At 74.2% G+C, this 17,976-nt stretch carries 17 protein-coding genes and 1 pseudogene; 10 read left to right on the top strand and 8 right to left on the bottom strand.

From position 1 onward, the window contains the following. Positions 1–8: 8 nt before the first annotated feature. Positions 9–473: a GNAT family N-acetyltransferase gene (locus AC3EUJ_RS11940; protein WP_431961068.1), complete on the bottom strand. Its 465-nt coding sequence runs from the start codon at positions 471–473 to the stop codon at positions 9–11. A gap of 538 nt (positions 474–1,011) precedes the next feature. Continuing rightward, positions 1,012–1,287: an isoamylase early set domain-containing protein gene (locus AC3EUJ_RS11945; RefSeq protein ID WP_431961069.1), complete on the bottom strand. Its 276-nt coding sequence runs from the start codon at positions 1,285–1,287 to the stop codon at positions 1,012–1,014. 160 nt (positions 1,288–1,447) lie between these two features. On the opposite strand from AC3EUJ_RS11945, the gene AC3EUJ_RS11950 reads away from it, so the two are divergent. The 3 genes from AC3EUJ_RS11950 (at position 1,448) to pspAB (ending at position 4,008) form a co-directional block, all read left to right on the top strand. Further along, entirely contained in the window at positions 1,448–2,410 is a 963-nt protein-coding gene (locus tag AC3EUJ_RS11950) for a quinone oxidoreductase family protein (RefSeq protein ID WP_431961070.1), read from the top strand. Positions 2,411–2,521: 111 nt separating this feature from the next. After that, a complete protein-coding gene (gene htpX, locus AC3EUJ_RS11955; protein WP_431961071.1) occupies positions 2,522–3,424 on the top strand; it encodes a zinc metalloprotease HtpX in 903 nt (300 codons plus the stop codon). After that, entirely contained in the window at positions 3,424–4,008 is a 585-nt protein-coding gene (gene pspAB / locus AC3EUJ_RS11960; protein WP_431961072.1) for a PspA-associated protein PspAB, read from the top strand. The genes htpX and pspAB overlap by 1 nt, the downstream gene beginning before the upstream one ends. 31 nt (positions 4,009–4,039) lie before the next feature. Here the strand turns inward: pspAB and AC3EUJ_RS11965 are convergent, their stop codons facing one another. Next, positions 4,040–5,281 (bottom strand): phosphodiester glycosidase family protein, encoded by a 1,242-nt coding sequence (locus AC3EUJ_RS11965; protein ID WP_431961073.1) that lies wholly within the window; start codon positions 5,279–5,281, stop codon positions 4,040–4,042. A gap of 156 nt (positions 5,282–5,437) precedes the next feature. After that, a complete protein-coding gene (locus AC3EUJ_RS11970; RefSeq protein WP_431961074.1) occupies positions 5,438–5,851 on the bottom strand; it encodes a PaaI family thioesterase in 414 nt (137 codons plus the stop codon). 114 nt (positions 5,852–5,965) lie between these two features. On the opposite strand from AC3EUJ_RS11970, the gene AC3EUJ_RS11975 reads away from it, so the two are divergent. Both AC3EUJ_RS11975 and AC3EUJ_RS11980 read left to right on the top strand, forming a co-directional pair. Then, the gene (locus AC3EUJ_RS11975; protein ID WP_431961075.1) at positions 5,966–6,289 is read left to right on the top strand and encodes an ArsR/SmtB family transcription factor; all 324 of its coding nucleotides are present in this window, start codon (positions 5,966–5,968) and stop codon (positions 6,287–6,289) included. Continuing rightward, a complete protein-coding gene (locus tag AC3EUJ_RS11980; RefSeq protein ID WP_431961076.1) occupies positions 6,286–7,158 on the top strand; it encodes an SRPBCC family protein in 873 nt (290 codons plus the stop codon). The genes AC3EUJ_RS11975 and AC3EUJ_RS11980 overlap by 4 nt, the downstream gene beginning before the upstream one ends. 25 nt (positions 7,159–7,183) lie before the next feature. On the opposite strand, the gene AC3EUJ_RS11985 is transcribed toward AC3EUJ_RS11980, so the two are convergent. Then, complete coding sequence (locus tag AC3EUJ_RS11985; RefSeq protein WP_431961077.1) at positions 7,184–8,050, bottom strand: helix-turn-helix domain-containing protein; 867 nt, start codon at positions 8,048–8,050, stop codon at positions 7,184–7,186. Between the two features lie 280 nt (positions 8,051–8,330). On the opposite strand from AC3EUJ_RS11985, the gene AC3EUJ_RS11990 reads away from it, so the two are divergent. Together AC3EUJ_RS11990 and AC3EUJ_RS11995 are read left to right on the top strand one after the other, a co-directional pair. Further along, positions 8,331–9,611, top strand: a complete 1,281-nt coding sequence (locus tag AC3EUJ_RS11990; protein ID WP_431961078.1) for a VWA domain-containing protein — start codon at positions 8,331–8,333, stop codon at positions 9,609–9,611. Further along, complete coding sequence (locus AC3EUJ_RS11995) at positions 9,611–10,507, top strand: hypothetical protein (RefSeq protein WP_431961079.1); 897 nt, start codon at positions 9,611–9,613, stop codon at positions 10,505–10,507. The genes AC3EUJ_RS11990 and AC3EUJ_RS11995 overlap by 1 nt, the downstream gene beginning before the upstream one ends. Before the next feature lie 62 nt (positions 10,508–10,569). Here the strand turns inward: AC3EUJ_RS11995 and AC3EUJ_RS12000 are convergent, their stop codons facing one another. From AC3EUJ_RS12000 to AC3EUJ_RS12010, 3 genes and pseudogenes are all read right to left on the bottom strand, one after another. Further along, positions 10,570–11,001 (bottom strand): ankyrin repeat domain-containing protein, encoded by a 432-nt coding sequence (locus AC3EUJ_RS12000; RefSeq protein WP_431961080.1) that lies wholly within the window; start codon positions 10,999–11,001, stop codon positions 10,570–10,572. Between the two features lie 9 nt (positions 11,002–11,010). Continuing rightward, a pseudogene (locus tag AC3EUJ_RS12005) lies at positions 11,011–11,519 on the bottom strand (beta propeller repeat protein); the annotation flags it as partial. A gap of 199 nt (positions 11,520–11,718) precedes the next feature. Beyond that, positions 11,719–13,050 (bottom strand): NsdA family TPR-like regulatory protein, encoded by a 1,332-nt coding sequence (locus AC3EUJ_RS12010; protein ID WP_431961081.1) that lies wholly within the window; start codon positions 13,048–13,050, stop codon positions 11,719–11,721. A gap of 281 nt (positions 13,051–13,331) precedes the next feature. Here AC3EUJ_RS12010 and AC3EUJ_RS12015 point away from each other — a divergent pair, with 281 nt between their 5' ends. The 3 genes from AC3EUJ_RS12015 to AC3EUJ_RS12025 all read left to right on the top strand — a co-directional run bounded on the left by AC3EUJ_RS12015 (position 13,332) and on the right by AC3EUJ_RS12025 (position 17,961). Continuing rightward, a complete protein-coding gene (locus tag AC3EUJ_RS12015) occupies positions 13,332–14,294 on the top strand; it encodes a hypothetical protein (protein ID WP_431961082.1) in 963 nt (320 codons plus the stop codon). A gap of 56 nt (positions 14,295–14,350) precedes the next feature. Continuing rightward, a complete protein-coding gene (locus tag AC3EUJ_RS12020) occupies positions 14,351–15,898 on the top strand; it encodes an APC family permease (protein ID WP_431961083.1) in 1,548 nt (515 codons plus the stop codon). Positions 15,899–16,002: 104 nt separating this feature from the next. Next, a complete protein-coding gene (locus AC3EUJ_RS12025; protein ID WP_431961084.1) occupies positions 16,003–17,961 on the top strand; it encodes a primary-amine oxidase in 1,959 nt (652 codons plus the stop codon). The last annotated feature ends 15 nt before the right edge of the window (positions 17,962–17,976 follow it).

Here is a 17,976-nt window from a genome sequence, read left to right on the forward strand (position 1 = left end):
CGGACCGGTCAGGGCGCCGCGGGGCGTTCCAGCAGGAGGTAGTCGCCGTCCTCGCCCGTGCGGTGGTAGCCGGCGCCCTTGTAGAGGTGGAGGGCGGGATTGTCCCGGTGGACGCCGAGCGCCAGCGTCCCGTGGCCGGCCGCGCGGGCCTGGGTGGCGAACGCGTCGAGGAGCAGGCGGCCGAAGCCGCGGCGCCGCAGGGCGGGCACCACATGGATGCCGACCAGCGTCGCCCTGCCGTCCGCGGGCAGCCACATCATGGAGCCGCCCGGTTCTCCGTCGGCCTCCAGGACCAGGGTCCGGTCCAGGCAGTCCACCCACAGGGCCAGGTTGCGGTCGATCGCCCCGGTCCAGGCCGCCTCGGCGGCCGGTTCGACGGTACGGATGTACTCGCGTTCCCACCGCAGCAGGTACGGCAGGTCGGCGGGTCGCGCGGGGCGGGTGACGGCTGCCGGGCCGGGGCTGCTGGACATGACGAGTACCGTAACGCCGGCGCCGCGCCCGCCGGCGACGGGAAACGCAGGTTGACGGCGTCGCCGCAGACGCCCGCCGGGAGGATGTGGTTGGCCGCGGGCGCGGCGAAGGGTGGCCGGCAGAAGACCAGGCCGTCCCGCGGGCAGTTGCTCCGGCACCGCGCCTTGCCGGGCGGCCGCCGAGCACACTCGGGCGAGCAGCGTCGCCGCCCCGGCCGCCAGCAGCCACCCGGCGTCGGCGGAACCCAGCCGGCCGGTACCGGCGTCCGTCATCGGCCACTGCCGCAGGACGATCAGGGCGACCGCCAACAGCGGTTCCGCACCGAGGATCTGACGCGCTGAAAGGCGCCGCCACATGCCGTTCGTGCCCTTCCGCCGCGGTCGCCCGCGCTGCCGTGCGGCGCTCCCTGGCGCAACCCCTGCCGTACCTACGCGCGACCATGCGTATACGGTGCGGCGACTCGTACCGCTCATCCGGCGGCGCATCCGGCCGTCACGTGGTGGCGGGGTGCGGACGCGCCCCCGGGGCGGGCCGGGACTACAGCTCCAGGAGGCTGCCCCGGCCGTCCACGCGGTCGGCCGACTCGTCGTCGAACCACACCGCTCCAGTGGCGAGGTAGCGGAAGCGGTGCACACCCGCCGGGAGGATCACCGACACCGTGCGGGTGCCGTCCCGGCGGGGGACGAGGGTGTGCCGGCCGGGCTCCCAGCCGTTGAAGTCGCCGACCACGCTGACGGTGCCGGGCGGGTGGCCGGCGGGGAGGGCGAAGGTGATCCGCGTCTTGCGGCCGAACAGTTTGGTGCGCCTGAGCATGGGCTCTCCCTGCGATGCCGGACGAGGGACGGAGGACGACGTGCGGTGCGCGGGTGCCCCACATTCTCCCGGTGCTCCGGGGAAAGTCACATACCGACTGGTCGGTGTTACGGGATATCGTGGCCCGGACGACGTAGGTACGTACGCGGAGGGAGTCGCGGTGCGCGCGATCCAGATCACCGAGTTCGGCGGGCCGGAGGTGCTGCGGCAGGCCGAGCTGCCCGAACCCGTGCCGGGGCCGGGGCAACTGCTGGTCGAGGTCTCCTCGGCGGGGGTCAACTACGCCGACACGCACATGGTGGAGAACTCCTATCTCGCCAAGGCGACCCTGCCCCTCGTGCCCGGCGCCGAGGTGGTCGGCCGCACCGCCGGCGGCCGCCGCGTTGTCGCGCTCACCGACAACGGCGGCTACGCCGAGCGGGCCGTCGTCGAGGAGTACCTGGCCCACGACGTGCCCGAGGGGGTCACCGACGGCCAGGCGCTCGCCCTGGTCGTCCAGGGCCTCACCGCCTGGCACCTGCTGCGCACCTGCGCCCGCATGGCGGAGGGCGAGTCGGTGGTCGTGCACGCCGCCGCGGGCGGCACCGGCTCGCTCGCCGTGCAGCTCGCCAAGGAGTTCGGCGCGGGACGGGTCATCGCCACCGCCTCCTCCAAGGAGAAGCGCGACCTCGCGCTGGAGCTCGGCGCGGACGTCGCGATCGAGGCGGACCCCACGGACGCCGCGGGGCTGAAGGAGCGGCTCGTCGAGGCCAACGGCGGCAGGAAGGTCGACATCGTGCTGGAGATGACCGGCGGCCCGGTCTTCGACGCCTCGCTGGCCGCGCTCGCCCCCTTCGGCCGCCTGGTGACGTACGGACTCGCCTCCCGCGTTCCCCCGGCCCCGGTCCAGGCGGCGCAGCTCATGGGCCGCTCCCGCGCCGTCGTCGGTTTCTGGCTGATGCACTGCCTGGGGCGCCCCGGCATGTACCGGGAGCCGATGGCCGAGCTGCTGGACATGACCGCCGACGGCCGGCTGAGGCCCCAGGAGGGCGTCAGGTACCCGCTGTCCGAGGTCACCCGCGCCCACGAGGACCTGCGTGCCCGCCGTACTTACGGCAAGCTCACGCTCGACCCGGCAGGCTGACCTCTACGGGCCCGGCCGCGTCCGCGCCGCCGCCGTTCGCGTCCGCGCGGAGGCACAATCGACAGCGGAGCACGAAGCCGCGGCCGGCGGCCCGGAGGAACGGGAGGGGCCATGGACAGGACCCGCTTCGCCCCCGACCGGGGGCTGACCACCCGCATGGTGGTCACCATGTTCATGATCGGGCTGCTCTACGTCGTCTTCGTGGGTGTCCTGCTGGCACTGCTGCGTGGGGCCTGGCCGCTGATCCTGATCGTCGCGGGCGGGCTGTTCGTCGCCCAGTTCTGGTTCAGCGACAGGATCGCCGCCTTCAGCATGGGCGCCCGCGAGGTCACGCCCGAGCAGGCCCCCGAACTGCACGGCGTCGTCGACCGGATCTGCGCCCTGGCCGACATGCCCAAACCCCGCGTCGCCATCGCCGACAGCGACGTCCCCAACGCCTTCGCCACCGGGCGCAACGAGAAGGCGGCGCTGGTGTGCGCCACGACCGGTCTGCTGCGCCGGCTGGAGCCCGAGGAGCTGGAGGGCGTCATCGCCCACGAACTCTCCCACGTCGCGCACCGGGACGTGGCGGTCATGACGATCGCCTCCTTCCTGGGCGTTCTCGCCGGCGTGGTCACCCGCATCGGCCTGTGGGGCGGCCTCGGGCGCAACAGCCGCGACCCCGGCACCGCGATCGTGGTCGTCCTCATCCCGCTGGTCAGCGCGCTCGTCTACTGCGTCAGCTTCCTGCTGACCCGGATGCTGTCCCGCTACCGCGAGCTGTCCGCCGACCGCTCCGCCGCACTGCTCACCGGGCGGCCCTCCGTCCTGGCCTCGGCACTGACCAAGGTCTCCGGCCAGATGGCGCGCATCCCCACCGAGGACCTGCGCAAGGCCGAGCCGTTCAACGCCTTCTACTTCGTCCCCGCCTTCGCCGGTGGCCAGAGCCTGGCCCAGTTGCTGTCCACGCACCCCACCCTGGAGCAGCGGCTGCAGCAGCTCGGCCGGATCTCCGTCGACCTGGGGCGGCGCTGATGGGGTTCCTGGACGCGCTGCTCGGCCGCAGCAAGCCCGTCAGACCCGACCTCGACCAGCTGTTCGGGCTCCCCTCGGCGGCCGTGACCCTTGAGGCCGCGGCCGGCTTCCGGCCCACCGGTGTGGGCTCGGTGTGCTTCGCCGCGGTCGAGGGCGGTGCGTTCGCCGAGGTGCAGCAGGACGTGCGGGCGCTCCTGGACATGGACACCGGCCAGGGCGCCGTCCCGGTGGAGCCGGTCCGCGACGCGTACGGGTACACCTGGCTGGTCGTCCGGCGCCCGGCGCAGGACCTGCCGGTTCTGGTGGGGGACCTCCACGCGGTCAACTCGGCACTGGAGGGGCACGGCTACGGCCCCCAGTTGCTCTGCTCCCTGGCCGCCTTCCGCGACGACGCGGGGCGCACCCTGGCGCTGGTCTACCTCTACAAACGCGGCTCGTTCTACCCGTTCGCACCGCTTCCGGGGGAGAAGCGCGACAACCCCCTGGAGCTCCAGGTCAAGGCCCTGCTCGGCGACGACCTCCGCCTCGAGGAGGACCTCGGCCGCTGGTTCCCGCTCTGGGGCGCGCCGGGCCTGGGGGGCTGACGCCCCGGGTGGCCGTCCGTGGCGGGCGGACTCAGCCGCCGGCGAAGACGCCGATGCCGTTGGCGACGAGACGTTCCGTGCCGCCCGACGGATGGTTGCGGACCTTGACGCGGGGCGCGCCGGGATCGCGCGTGACGAGGGTGGAGGAGCCGCCGCCGTCGAGGTTGACGGCGGCTTGGGCGCCGATGCCGGACATCACGGACGCGAGTTCGAGGACCGTGAGGCCGGCGCCGGACTCGGCCCTGCCGTCCAGGGCCAGGAGGTACATCACGTGCCCGTCGTCCCCGAAGCCCGCCGCGGTGCGGGTCGCCGCGACGCCGTCGTCCAGGCCGGCCGGCGGGTAGCCGTCGTGCAGGATCGGGCAGCCCCCGACGGCGAAGCGGTAGCCGCCGCCGTACGCGGAGGCCACCAGCCGCTGCCGCACGTCGACCGCGTCGCCGGGCTCCAGCAGGCGCAGCGCCTCCGCGCCCGCCTCCCGGCCGACGAGGACCACCGTGCCGGGCGGGATCTCGCCCCCTCCCGGGCTCTCGCCGACGTCCACGACCTCGCCCTGGCTGACCGTGACCTCGTAGGTGTCGCCGCTGCACGGCGCCGCGCGCTTGGTGTCGTTGCCGCAGGCGGCGCGGAGCCGGGAGGCGCTGCCCCAGTCCGGGGTGTACACGCCCACGCCGCCGACCGGGAGCGCGTACTGGTTCAGGCCGCCGAGGGGCACCGTGCCCTCGGCGAAGCTGACCGAACCGGCCAGCCCGAGCCGGTCGAGCCGCGCGACCCCGTCGGTGCCGACCGCGAGAACGTCCTCGGTGGACGCGCCCGGCGGCAGCTTGGGCCCGAAGCGCTGGCCCAGCGGCACCGCCGATTTCAAGGCCCGTCCCGCGGCGACCGCCGGGCCGACCGGGGCGCCGGTCGCGGGCACCCCGGGGTGCTGGCTCTCGCTCATGTTGAAGAAGTCGGCGTTGATGCCGGCCACGGCGCCCGCGGCGTCGGCGAGCTTCGAGACCTTGTCGCGTCCGGCGACGACGCCGGGATGCAGCAGGTCCACCGCGACGCCGGGCGTGCGCAGATCCACCGTCAGCAGGTGCCCGCGGACCGTGCCGTGGGCTCCCCGGTAGGTGAAGGTCCGGTAGTTCACACCCGAGGCGAGGACGCTGATCGCGCCGTAACGCAGTCCGTCCCCGGCGACCGCGGCGGCGGCACCGCTCGCGCCGCCGAGCAGGGCGCTCCACGCCAGCACCACCGAGATCGCCAGGCGCACCCGGCGGGGTCGTCGAGTCACGTCGCTCCAGCCCGAAAAAAACCGATTATCTGACGGGAGGTCAATGGTTGCCGGGCCCGGCCGGGTTGTCGCACCACCACGCCGCGCACGGCGGGGAATTCAGCGATACGGTGATGAGCGGGCTGTAAGGGAGCTGCCGGACCGGTGCCGGCCGCCTCAGCCGGGGAAGGCGTAGACCGTGGTCGCGTGCGCCGCGGGCTCGCCGGCGCCTTCGGGGGTGAGCTCGACGTCGATGAACGCCAGCCGTCGCCCGAGCTTGGTGACACGTGCCGTGACCAGCACGTCGGTGCCCATGACCGCCCGTTGGAAGGTCGTGGACTGCTGGATGGTCGTCATCGGCCCGTAGCCGCCGCGGGCGGCGGACACCGCGATCACGGTCGCCGTGTCGGCGGCCGCCATCAATGCCTGGCCCGACAGTGCGCCGCCCTCCCGGGTCAGCCGGTCCGACCAGGGCAGCCGCAGCACGGCGTGCCGCTCCCCGGTCTCCTCGACAAGGAGCCCCAGGTCCTGCACCCAGGGCGCGAAGTTGTCGGCCAGGACCTTGTCCGCCTCGGCGGTGGTGATCGTCACGGCGGACATTCTGACCCACCGTCGGGGGCGTACACCAGGGCGCGACGGACCCCGTCACGCATGTGCGCTTACATGCCGTTGCGAGTATATAGCTTCGGGAGTATGTTGGAAGACGTGTCCATACCCTTCGACGTGCTGGCCGAGCCGACGCGGCGGCGGATCCTCGATCTACTCCTGGAACGCCCCCGTCTCGTCGGCGAGCTCACCGAGCACCTCGGCCTCAGCCAGCCCGGTACGTCCAAACATCTGCGGGTGCTCCGCGAGGCGGGCCTGGTCCGGGTGCGCGCCGAGGCGCAGCGCCGCTGGTACGAGCTGCGCCCCGAGCCCCTGCGGGAGGTCGACGCCTGGCTCGCGCCGTACCGCAGGCTGTGGGGCACCGGCCTGGGCGCGCTGGAGTGGCATCTGGACGCCATGCCCGACGAGATGGAGGAGCCATGACCACGGACACCGGCGAGACGCTGACCACCGCGGACGGCCGGACCGCGCTGCGGATGGAGCGGCGGCTCGCACACCCGCCGGAGAAGGTGTGGCGGGCCCTGACCGAGCCCGGGCACCTGTCGAAGTGGTTCCCTGCCGACGTGGAGGTGGAGCCGCGGGTGGGCGGCAAGGTGCGCTTCCTGTACCGGCGCGGCGAGGGCGAGGCGACGGACGGCGAGGTCACCGAGTGGGACCCGCCGCACGTCGTCGCCTACACCTGGGGCGAGGACCTGCTGCGCTGGGAACTGGTGCCGGAGTCCCTGGGCTCCGTGCTGACCCTGACCCACACCTTCGCCGACCGCCCCGGTGCCGCCAGTTTCGCCGCCGGCTGGGACGCCTGCGTCGCCGGCATCGATCCCGAGCTGGCGGGCGAGCCCGTGCCCGCCCCCGGCGACATGAAGGCGGCCCATGAGCGCTACGTCAAGGAGTTCGGCCTCGACCGGGGCACCGCGGAGGAGCTGCCCGTCGGCTGGAAGGTCCGCTTCGAGCGGCAGCTGACCCAGCCCGTGGCGACCGTGTGGAAGACCCTGCTCGGCGGGGTGGCCGCGCCCGAGGTCGGCGGACCCGTGCCGCGGGGCTTCGTCGTGGGGGACTTCGCCGCCGGGCCGGTGAGCGAAGTGCGCCCGCAGGAGGCACTCGCCTACCCGTGGGACCTGGGCGGCCGCCACGAGGGGACCGTGCGCTGGGAGCTGACCCGGGGCACCGGGCACGGCGCCCGGCTGGTCCTCACCCAGACCGGCGTCCCCGAGGTGCCCGCCGCCCTCGCGCTGGACGTATGGCGGGACCGCGTGGAGAGCCTCGCGGCGAAGCTGGCCGCGATGCCCCGCTGACCGGTGGACGGCACGGCGCCCGGCCTCACAGCCGGCCCCGTGCCTCCTCCAGGAACTCCCGGGTGGGCCCCGCGGGCAGCGCCTGGGCGCTCATCCGGTCCAGGGCCTCGCGGAACTGCGAGACGTCCTCGCGTTCGTCGAGGTAGACGGCGCCGATCAGGCTCTCCGCGTACGCGATGTCCGGCAGCTCCGGCAGCGGGAAGCGGAAGATGTGGAACGGCCCGTACATCGCCGGGTGCGGCCCCGCGGTGAAGGGCATCACCTGCAGCCGTACGTGGGGCATCGCGCACGCCTCGATCAGGTGGTCGATCTGCAGGCGCATCACCTCGGGCCCGCCGATGGGGCGGCGCAGCACCGTCTCGTCCATCACCACCCACAGCAGGGGCGGGTCGTCGCGGGTGAGCAGCGCCTGCCGCTCCATGCGCAGCGCGACGCCGCGCTCGATCTCCTCCTGCGAGGCGTGCGGCCGGCCCGCGCGCAGCACGGCCTCCGCGTACTGCGGGGTCTGCAGCAGGCCCGGGACGTAGTGCGGCTCGTAGGCGCGGATGAGCTCGGCGGCGCCCTCCAGGCTGACGAAGGCGCTGAACCACTCGGGGAGCACGTCACGGAAGCGGTGCCACCAGCCGGGGCGGTTGGCCTCGCGGGCCAGCTCCAGGAAGTTGGCGATCTCGGCGGGCTCGGTGACGCCGTAGGTCAGGAGCAACTTCTCCACGTACGGGATGCGCAGGCCCACCTCGGCCTTCTCGATGCGGCGGACCGTGGCGTGGGTGACGTCCAGGGCGCGGGCCGCCTGCTCGTAGGAGACGCCGGCCCTTTCGCGGAGGTCCTGGAGGCGTCTGCCGAGCACCACCCGCAGCACGGTGGGAGCGCTTGCCGCCCGCGCGTCAGTCACCGTCCATCTCCTCCAGCACCGCTGTTGCCCGCGTAGTTTGTCATGACGTCAGGTCGCGGCAAAGCATGTGGGGGACGCTTTGCGATGTTGGAACGCACCGTGCCGCACCGTGCCACAGCGTTCCGGAGGCCCGCATCGTAGCGGAGTCGCGTCCTCCTGTGGAGTGTTCCCGCGGACGCGCGGGGGTCCCGCGGTGGCCGGGCGGAAGGGAACCGCAGCAGTCTGACGGTACGTCAGCCCCGAGTTGGGTGCGGAGGCGGATCTTCCATAGGATCCGCCAATGATCATAAGCAAACGGCTGGCGGCGGGGCTGTGCGGCCTCGCGGCCGCCCTCGCCACCGCGCTCTTCCCGGCCGCGGCGCCGGCCGCCGCGGACGACGGGCCGCAGACCGCGCACGAGGCCCCGAAGGTCGAGCTCGTGCTCGACGTCAGCGGCTCGATGCGGGCCAACGACATCGACGGCAGGTCCCGCATGTCGGCGGCCAAGCAGGCGTTCAACGAGGTCATCGACGCGGTCCCGGACGAGGTACGGCTCGGTATACGCACCCTCGGCGCCAACTATCCCGGCAAGGACAAGACGGTCGGCTGCAGGGACACCGAGGCCCTCTACCCGGTCGGCACCGTCGACCGCACCGAGGCCAAGACCGCGGTCGCCACCCTCGCCCCCACCGGATGGACGCCGATCGGCCCCGCCCTGCAGGCCGCGGGCAAGGACCTCGCGGGCGGTGAGGGCACCCGCCGCATCGTGCTCATCACCGACGGCGAGGACACCTGCCAGCCGCTCGACCCGTGCGAGGTCGCGCGCGAACTCGCCGCCGAGGGCACCCACCTGGTCGTCGACACCCTCGGCCTGGTGCCCAACACCAAGATCCGTGAGCAGCTGAGCTGCATCGCCGAGGCCACCGGCGGCACTTACACCGCCGTCGACCACGCCGACCAGCTCTCCGACCGCATCAAGCAACTCGTCGACCGCTCCGCCGACAACGTGGTCGTCACCCCCACCGTGACCCAGGGCGCCGACCGTTGCGCCGACGCCCCGCTGCTCGGGGCCGGCGTCTACAGCGACCGCGAGACGTTCGCCGAGCACCGCTGGTACCGGGTGAGCGTCACCGACGGCCAGGAACTGCGCGCCTCCGTCAGCGTCGGCGCCGACCGGGCCGTCAACCGCGACTACGGTGTCCTCGTACGGGCCGTCACCACCGGCGGACGGGAACTCGTCCGCGGTTCCGACGCGGACAGCGGACGCACCGACGTCGTCTCGTCCGGTCTGCGCTACGCCTGGCCGGAGCGCGACGACGACGCCGCAGCGACCGCACGCACCGTGTGCATCGAGGTCAGCAACTCCTTCTCCGCCCCGGAGGCCGTCAAGCGCGCCCCGGGCCTGCCGCTCGAACTCAGCGTCGACCTGGTCTCCTCGCCCGACGAGCCGTCCGACGTCGCCTCCTTCGGTCTCGGCCGCGGCTGGTGGCTGCTGGCCCTGCTGGTCGTGACCGGCCTGCTCGCCGGTGTGCTGTGGGGCTGGATCTCGCGCTGGCGCGTCGCCGTCTGGAGGACCAACTGATGCGTACCATCCGAACGGCACGCCGGGCGGCCGCCGTACTGCTCGCGGGCGCGGCCCTGCTCGCCGCCGGGGCGGGCACCGCGGCCGCCGACGACGCCACGCCCAGCCCGGGCGCGAGTGGCACGGGGGCCACCGAGGAGACCGTCCAGCCCGGTACCGGCTTCCGCACCGCCGGGAACCTCCGGCCGGGGGTGCGGACCGTACCGGCCGGCGCCTCCACCGGTGACTACCTGTACTGGGTGTTTCCCGCCGCAGCGGGCGAGGTGCCCACGGTCTCCGCGACCGTCACCCTGCCGGAGCCCGCGACCCGGCACGGCAACCAGACCTGGCAGCTCGACGTCTACGACGGCCTTCGCCGCCGTCAGGCGTGCGCGGCGGGCAAGCCCACCAGGACGGCGTCGGCGCAGGACACCCAGCTGGAGCTGAGCTGCCGGCTGCGCACCGTCCGCGCGTGGTCCGAGGCGTGGGCCAACGACCCGCTGCCGGGCGCGTACTACATCCGCCTGACCGTGCTGCGGCTCCCGGACCAGGACCTCGGCCTGCCGGTCCAGGCGCAGGTCGGCACCACCTCGGCGGACGCGGGCGGCTCCAAGGCCGTCGACGGCGAACTCGCCGCCCCGCTCACCCCCGTCGCCAAGGCCGGGGCCACCCTGGACCCCAACGCCGTGCCGTCCGCCTCCGCCACGGAGGAGTCCGGCGAGGGGGCCGACGATGAGGCCGGTCCGAGCGCGTCGCCGGTCCCGGCCGGGCTGGCCCAGCCCGAGGACGGCTGGGGCGGCGGCTGGTGGTCCGACCGCTGGATCTGGACCGCGGCCGGGGGCGTGCTCGGCGCGCTCGCGGGCATCGCCGGCTACAGCCTCACCCGCGGACGGGGACGCGGCCGTCCGGTCGCGTAACCGAGGGACCCGGTGACGCGCCGGTAGGGAGCCGTGGCGGCTCCGTACCGGCGCGTCCGCGTTCACCGCTCCGCGGAGGCCGCCCTGCGCGCCGCCGCGCGCAGCAGCGCAGCCGTCCCCGGGTGCGGACCGCGTTCCGCCCATTCCAGCGGAGTGAGTCCCGTGCCGTCGTCCTCGCGCAGACCGGGATCGGCCCCGTGGGCCAGGAGCTGACGCACCGTCTCCTCATGGCCCCAGCAGGCGGCGGCGCACAAGGGTGTGCCCTCGTCGCCGTGGCCGCTCTCGGTGTCCGGCCGCGCCCCCGCCGCCAGGAGCAGCGCGGCCACGGCCGCCGCGCCGTTGACCGACGCCGCGTAGAGCGGGGTCGTGCCGTCCGGGTCGGCGCGTTCGGGGGACGCCCCCCGGCGCAGCAGCTCCCCGGCGGTCCGGAGGGCGCCGCACCGCGCGGCGGTCACCAGGGCCCGGCTCAGCTTCTTGCGGCGTCTGCGGTTCACCGGGACAGGTTACGAGACGGCCGCCCCGCCGGAGCCGATCCCCAGGCGTGCGACGCGGCCCTGCTCACCGGCGGCCCGGGTCCGGGGCGCAGTCGACGGGGTCGTGGGACCCGGAGTCGAACGGCCGCCAGGTCCGGCCGCCGTCCGGTGTCAGGTCGCTGCCGGACGGGCCCGTCGCGATCGCCGCGCGGGAGGAGTACGGCAGCCAGGCCGCGCCCGAGCGGTAGGCGGCCGGGGGGCGTGCGGAGCCGGTCCAGGTCGCGCCGCCGTCGCGGGACACCGCGGCCGCCTCGGGGGAGGCCTGGTCCGGGCGGTGCTCCCCGCCCACGGCGATCCCGTGCCGAGGGTCGCGGAAGGCCGGCGCGAACACCCCCTTCGCGCCGGGTCGCCCGCGGGCAGCGTGGAGCCGTCACGGTCCAGGGCAGCCCCCGGTCGCGGGAGTGCAGGACGCGGGCCTGGGCCGCCCCGCCGGCCGCCGGCCACACGTCACGCGGGCCGCGGCTGACCACCACCGCGCCCAGGTCCACCGCGACCAGCCGCTTGTTGCGCGGGCCCTCGGGCACGTCGCCCCTGCCCCTGACGACGCGTTGCGCCAGGCCCGCGACGACGGCGGCGCCCGCGGGGCGCCCGGGGCCCTTGGGCCGGCGACGCGATGCGCCGCCAGGACCCGGGACCCGCGGCCGCGACGCCGACCGCCGCCGCGCCGGGGCGGGATCGTCAACGGGCCTGCGACAGCGAAGTCCTGGCCTGCTCGACGGCGATGGCGACCCGGGGCGACCCGCAGTCCCGGGCGAGGTCCACGGCGTCCTCGGTCAGGGTGCGGGCGGCGTCGAGGTCACCGGTCCGGGCCCGGGCGAGGGCGGCGCGCGCGGTGTAGAGGGTACGGTCGCGCCGGTAGAGGGGGTCCTGCATCGCCAGTGCCTTCTCCAGCAGCGGGGCCGCCTCCTGCGCGCATCCGAGGTCCAGCAGCGCGATCCCGCTCTGCGCGCACAACTCCGCCCCGTCGAACCAGTAGATCCACGACGGGTCGTCGTCGCCTGGCGCGGTGTCCAGCAGCAGCTCCGCCTCCTCCAGCGACCGCCGGCACGCCGCGTCCTCGCCGAGCCCGGCGTACGCCCGGGCCCGGCGGGTGGCGAGCATCGCCCGGGTGCGCGAGGTCGCCCCTGCCGCGGCGGACTCCGCGGCCCGGGACGCCGCGAGGGCGTCGTCGTGGCGGCCGGCGAACACCGCCTGGAGGCTCAGCCCCGCCCACAGGTTGGCGGCCTGCGCGCGGTCCTCCGCGCCGTGCGCGAGGCGCAGTCCGGTGAGGTAGTGCCGCTGGGCCGCCCCGTGCCGTCCGCAGTCCGTCGCCGCCCAGCCGCCCAACTGGGCCAGCCCGGCGGCGACGCGCAGCAGACGCGCGTCCACCCCACCCCGGTACGGGCCCCGGCGCAGCAGGTCGAGCGCGATCCGCAGGTCGGCCTCGACCCGGTGGCGTACGGCAGCGCCGCCGAGCCGGTCGTCCAGCCGGCGCAGGCCGAGGACGCCGCGCTCCAGCCACGCCACGGTCTCCTCGTCGGCCGCCGAACCCTCCCGGGCGGCGAGCAGATCCGCGTCATCGGGAGGCGGCCCGTTCCCCCCGCGGTCCGTCACGGCCGTCCAGTCGGCGACGGCCGCACCGAAGGCCGGTCCCTCCAGCACGGGATGGCCCCGTGGGTCGCGTCCGCCGCCGTCGAGCAGGGCGTCCAGCGCGTCGAGACCGCCCGCCCGGGTCCACGGCAGCCCGTCGGGGATGCCGTCGAACGAGGGTAACCAGCCGGGCCACGGGCGGGCGTCCACCTCCCGCAGCGCCACGCCCAGGGCCCGGGCCAGGGCCCGCTGGCTGTCCCTCTCCGGCACCACGCCCCAGTGCTCCCAGCGCCACACCTTCTCCCGGCGGGCCGCCATGGGCACACCGAGGGCACGGGCGTTGTCGGCGACGACCCGGGCGAGGTCCTGGTAGCTCCAGCCGTGGCTGCGCCGGACGGACGCCAGGGGATGGGACGGTGCCGGCGCGGTGTCGTCCGCCACGGCGATGCTCCTTCGTCTCATATTCGTACGTTCGAATATCAGGCGCGGCCGGTGTGGCGCAGGCGATCACCGCGATCCGTCCCGATCCGTGTCCCCGCACCGTCCGGTGCCGCCCCCGTGCTCGGACGCGTGTGCGGGACTACATCGAGACAACAGGTCCGGACTTGAAGTGGACCTGCTCATACCGGTTGGCTTTGTGTGATCAAGCGATCACCGGACGCCGAACGGGAAGCCCCGCCCCGGGCCGGACCTCACGTGCGCGCCGTGGAGGCACCCCGAGGATGACCCCTCCACCCCCGTTCGGTTTCTCCCGCTCCAGGGACGACCTGCGGTTCGACCCTGCCCTGGACGACCAGCCACTGGCCGATGCCCGCGCCGCGCTCGCCCAGGGGCGCTGGACCACCGCCCGCAGCCTGCTCGCCGAGACCGGCGACGACTGGGACCGCCGCGGTCACCGCCTGGTCGTCCTCGGGGAGGGCGGCGCCAGTGCGACCTGGGCCCGCGAGTGGCAACTGGCCGAACCCGGCAGCACCGACGCGGCCGCGCTGCTGGCCTGCGCCATGGTGTTCCGCGCCATCGCCGGCAAGGAGAAGCCCGAACGGGCCCGCGAGGCCTGCCTCGCCGCCGCCGCGCTCACCCCGGCCGATCCCACCCCGTGGCTCTGCCTGCTGATCCTGGCCCGCCACACCGGCACCGACGACGAGCAGATGCGCGCCTTCGACCAGGTCCGCGGCCGCCACCGCAGCCACCACCACGGGCACCACCTGATGGCCGCCTGCCTTGCCGAACGTCCCCAAGCCGCCGCCGACGGCGGGCCCTTCCACGAGGTGTACGAATTCGCCGACTGGGCCGCGGGCGAGGCGCCCGCCGGCTCGCCGCTGGCCGTCCTGCCCGTCGTCGCCCACGCCGAGCTGTACCGCGTCCTCGCCACCGCCGGGACCCTGCCGGCCGACCCCGCCGCCTCCGGGCACTGGGACGGATGGCGCGCCCGGCAGGCGCTCAAGCGGGGTTTCGACTGGTGGCTGGAGTTCGACGGCGACGGGCACGACCACCCGCGCCTCCATCTCGACCTCAACTTCCTCGTCCACGCGCAGTTCCTGCAGGGCCGCACCGCCGAGGCCGCGGCCCTGTTCAACCGGATCGGCGGTCACGCCACCCGCGTCCCGTGGGCCTATCCCGACCGTGACCCCAAGAAGGCCTTCCGCGCCGCGCGGGAGGCCGTGCTCGGCCCCGGCTCGGCGTAGGGCCCGCCCCACATGACGTACCAGCAAACCCCAACCCCTCCCAGGAAGGAACCGCCATGCTGACGGGCAACAGCGGGATCAGCACGTTCAAAGGCGAGGAGAGAGCCCTGCGGGCCGACCGCCTCGGCATGTCCGGCCTGCTCCTCTCCGTGGTCGCCGCCAGCGCGCCGCTGATGGTGGTCGCGGGCGTCATGCCCACCACGTACGGCGTGATGGGCATCGTCGGGCAGCCGCTGCTCTTCGTGATCCTCGGCGTGGTGCTCATCCTCTTCAGCGTCGGGTACGCCGAGATGAGCCGCCATGTCCACAACGCGGGCGCCTTCTACGCCTACATCGCCCGCGGGCTCGGCGGCACCGCGGGCACCGCGGCGTCGCTCGTCGCCCTGGTGTCGTACAGCGCCATGCAGTTCGCGGTCTTCGGCCTCTTCGGCTTCGAGATCTCCGGGCTGTTCCAGACCTACCTCGACACCACGATCGCCTGGTGGATCCCGGCCGTCCTGGGCGTTCTCCTGGTCGGCGCGCTCGGCTGGCTCAAGATCGACGTCAACGCCAAGGTGCTCGGCGTCCTGCTGGTGATCGAGATCGCCCTCGTCGTCATCTTCGACGTCGCCGCCGTCGGCAGCCCCGCCAAGGAGGGCCTGTCGCTGCACGCCTTCGACCCGAGCACGCTCAGCGGCGCGGGCCTGGGCACCGCCCTGTGCTTCTGCATCGCCAGTTTCGTCGGCTTCGAGCAGTCGCCGGTGTATGCCGAGGAGACCACCAGGCCGCAGGTCGTGGTCGCCCGCGTCATGTTCCTCGCCGTCACCTTCGTCGCGGTCTTCTTCGCCATCAGCTCCTGGGCGCTGAGCATCGCGGCCGGCCCGTCCCAGATCGTGGCGGAGTCCCAGAAGCAGGGACCGGGGCTGCTCTTCGGCCTCAGCGAGTCGATCATCGGGGGCGCCTTCACCGACGTCCTGCACGTCCTGTACGTGACCGGCATGTTCGCCTGCCTCCTCAGCTTCCACAACGTCGTGGCCCGCTACGCCTTCGCCATGGGCCGTGAGGGCCTGCTGCCCTCCGCCTTCGGCCGCACCAACCCCAACAGCGGCGCCCCCGCCTTCGGCTCGCTGCTGCAGACGCTGGTGTCCCTCGGCTTCGTCGTCGCCTTCGCCGTCACCGACGGCAGCGCGGCGGCCGACCACGACCCGACCGCGCCCGTGCTCAAGCTCTTCACCTGGTTCGGCAACGTCGGCGCCCTGGGCGTCATCGTGCTGCTGGCGACCGCGTCCTTCGCCGTCATCGGCTACTTCGTCCGGCGCGGTGCGCTGCGCACCCAGGCACCGCGGATCGCCGCCTCCGCCCTCGCGGGCATCGCGCTGGCCGGCATCGCCGTCTACGCCGTCAAGGACTTCGACGTCCTGGTCGCCGGCGACGGCTCCGCCGTCTCCTGGATCCTGCCGGCCATCATCGGCGTCACCGTCGTCGGCGGTTTGGTGTACGGCGCGGTCCTGCGGGCCACTCGTCCCGAGATGCACGCCCGGATCGGTCTCGGCAACGAGGCGTTCCGGATCGAGCAGGCGCGCGAGAAGGCGGCCGGCACCGATGCGGAGACCACGGCCTCCTGACCCCGTCCGGCCCGTCGCCCCTCTGGCCGGGGGAGCGGCGGGCCCGTTCCATGTCCGTAGTACCCGCCAGCTCAACGACCAACGTCCACAAGAGGGTTGTCCCGATGTCCTCCTGCTGCCCCAGCGACGCAGACGCCGCGCCCGCCGCACCCCACCCCCTAGACCCGCTGACCGCCGACGAGATATCCGCCGCCCGCCGCATCCTCGCCGAGGAGGGCCGGGTCACCGACGCGACCCGTTTCCCGCTCGTCCTGCTCGACGAGCCCGACCGGCACACCGCCGACGCCCACCGCGACGGGGACCCCGTGGTCCGCCGGCTGCGCGTCACCCTGCTCGACTCGGCCACCGGCGCCGCCGCCGAGGCCCTGGTCGACGTCACCGCGGGCGCCGTCGTCGCGTACCGCGAACTCGACACCGGGCAGGAGGGCCAGCCCCCGGTCACCTTCGAGGAGTACGAGATCGTCGAGCAGGTCGTGAAGGCCGACCCCGGCTGGCGCAAGGCCATGGCCGAACGCGGCGTCACCGACCTGGACCTCGCCGTCGCCGCCCCCCTGGGCGCGGGACCGCTGCGCTTCGAGGACCGCCCCGGCGCCCGCCTCATGCGCTCCCTCACCTGGCTGCGCTGCAACGCCTCCGACAGCCCCTGGGCGCACCCCGTGGCCGGGCTCGTCGCCGACGTCGACGTCATCGAGCGGAAGGTCGTCCGCCTCATCGACACCGGCGCCGTGCCGATCCCGGCCGAATGCGGCCGCTACGAGGCCGAGTTCAACGGCCCGGCCCGCACCGGCCTGCGCCCGCTGGAGATCACCCAGCCGGAGGGGCCGTCCTTCACCCTCAGCGGCCGGCTGATGCGGTGGCAGAAGTGGCGTTTCCGCATCGACTTCAACGGCCGCGAGGGCCTGGTCCTGCACCAGATCGGCTACGAGGACGGCGACCGCGTCCGGCCCGTCCTGCACCGCGCCTCGCTCGCCGAGATGGCCGTCGCCTACGCCGAACCCGGCGACGACCGCAACTGGGTCGCCTTCCTCGACGCGGGCGAGTACTCCCTCGGCCGCAACGCCAACGCGCTGAAGCTGGGCTGCGACTGCCTCGGCGAGATCGCCTACCTCGACGCCGTCCTCTCCGACGACCTCGGCAACCCCGAGACGCTGCCCAACGCCATCTGCGTCCACGAGGAGGACTACGGCCTCCTGTGGAAGCACACCGACATCTTCAACGAGATGGCCGCCGACAGCCGCCGCTCCCGCCGTCTGGTCGTCTCCTACATCGCCACCGTCGGTAACTACGACTACGGCTTCTACTGGTACTTCTACCAGGACGGCACGATCGGCTTCGAGGCCAAGTCCACCGGCATCGTGCAGACCTCCGCCGTCGAGCCCGGCACCGCCGACGCGGTCGGCACGGAGGTCGCGCCCGGCCTGCTCGCCCCGTTCCACCAGCACCTGTTCTGCGTACGGCTGGACGCGGCGGTCGACGGCCACGCCAACACCGTCGAGGAGGTGGACGTCGTCCCGGTCCCGAACGGGCCGGACAACCCCAACGGGAACGTCTTCACCACCCGGGTGACCACCGTCGCCGACAGCGCCGAGGGCGGCCGCCTCGCCGACCCGCTGGCCGGCCGCCGCTGGCGGATCACCAACCCCGGTTCCCTCAACCGCATGGGCAAGCCCGTGGCGTACACCCTCGTGCCCCAGCCCGGCCCGGTCGTCCTGGCCCAGCCGGACTCGGCGGTCGCCCGGCGGATGGCCTACGGCACCAGGCACGTGTGGGTCACCCGCTACCGCCCCGAGCGGCGCTTCCCCGCGGGCGACTACCCCAACCAGAACGCGGGCGGCGCCGGACTGCCCCGCTGGACCGCGGCGGGCGAGTCGCTGGAGGACACCGAGCTGACCGTCTGGCACACCTTCGGTCCCACCCACCTGCCGCGGCTGGAGGAATGGCCGGTCATGCCCGTCGACCACAGCGGGTTCAGCCTCAAGCCGACCGGCTTCTTCGACCGCAACCCCTCCCTCGACCTCCCCAAGGAGGCCCCGCGCGGCGACGGCCACTGCCACCCGGCCTGACGCGCGCCGGCGCCC

The organism is Actinacidiphila sp. bgisy160, from assembly GCF_057707815.1.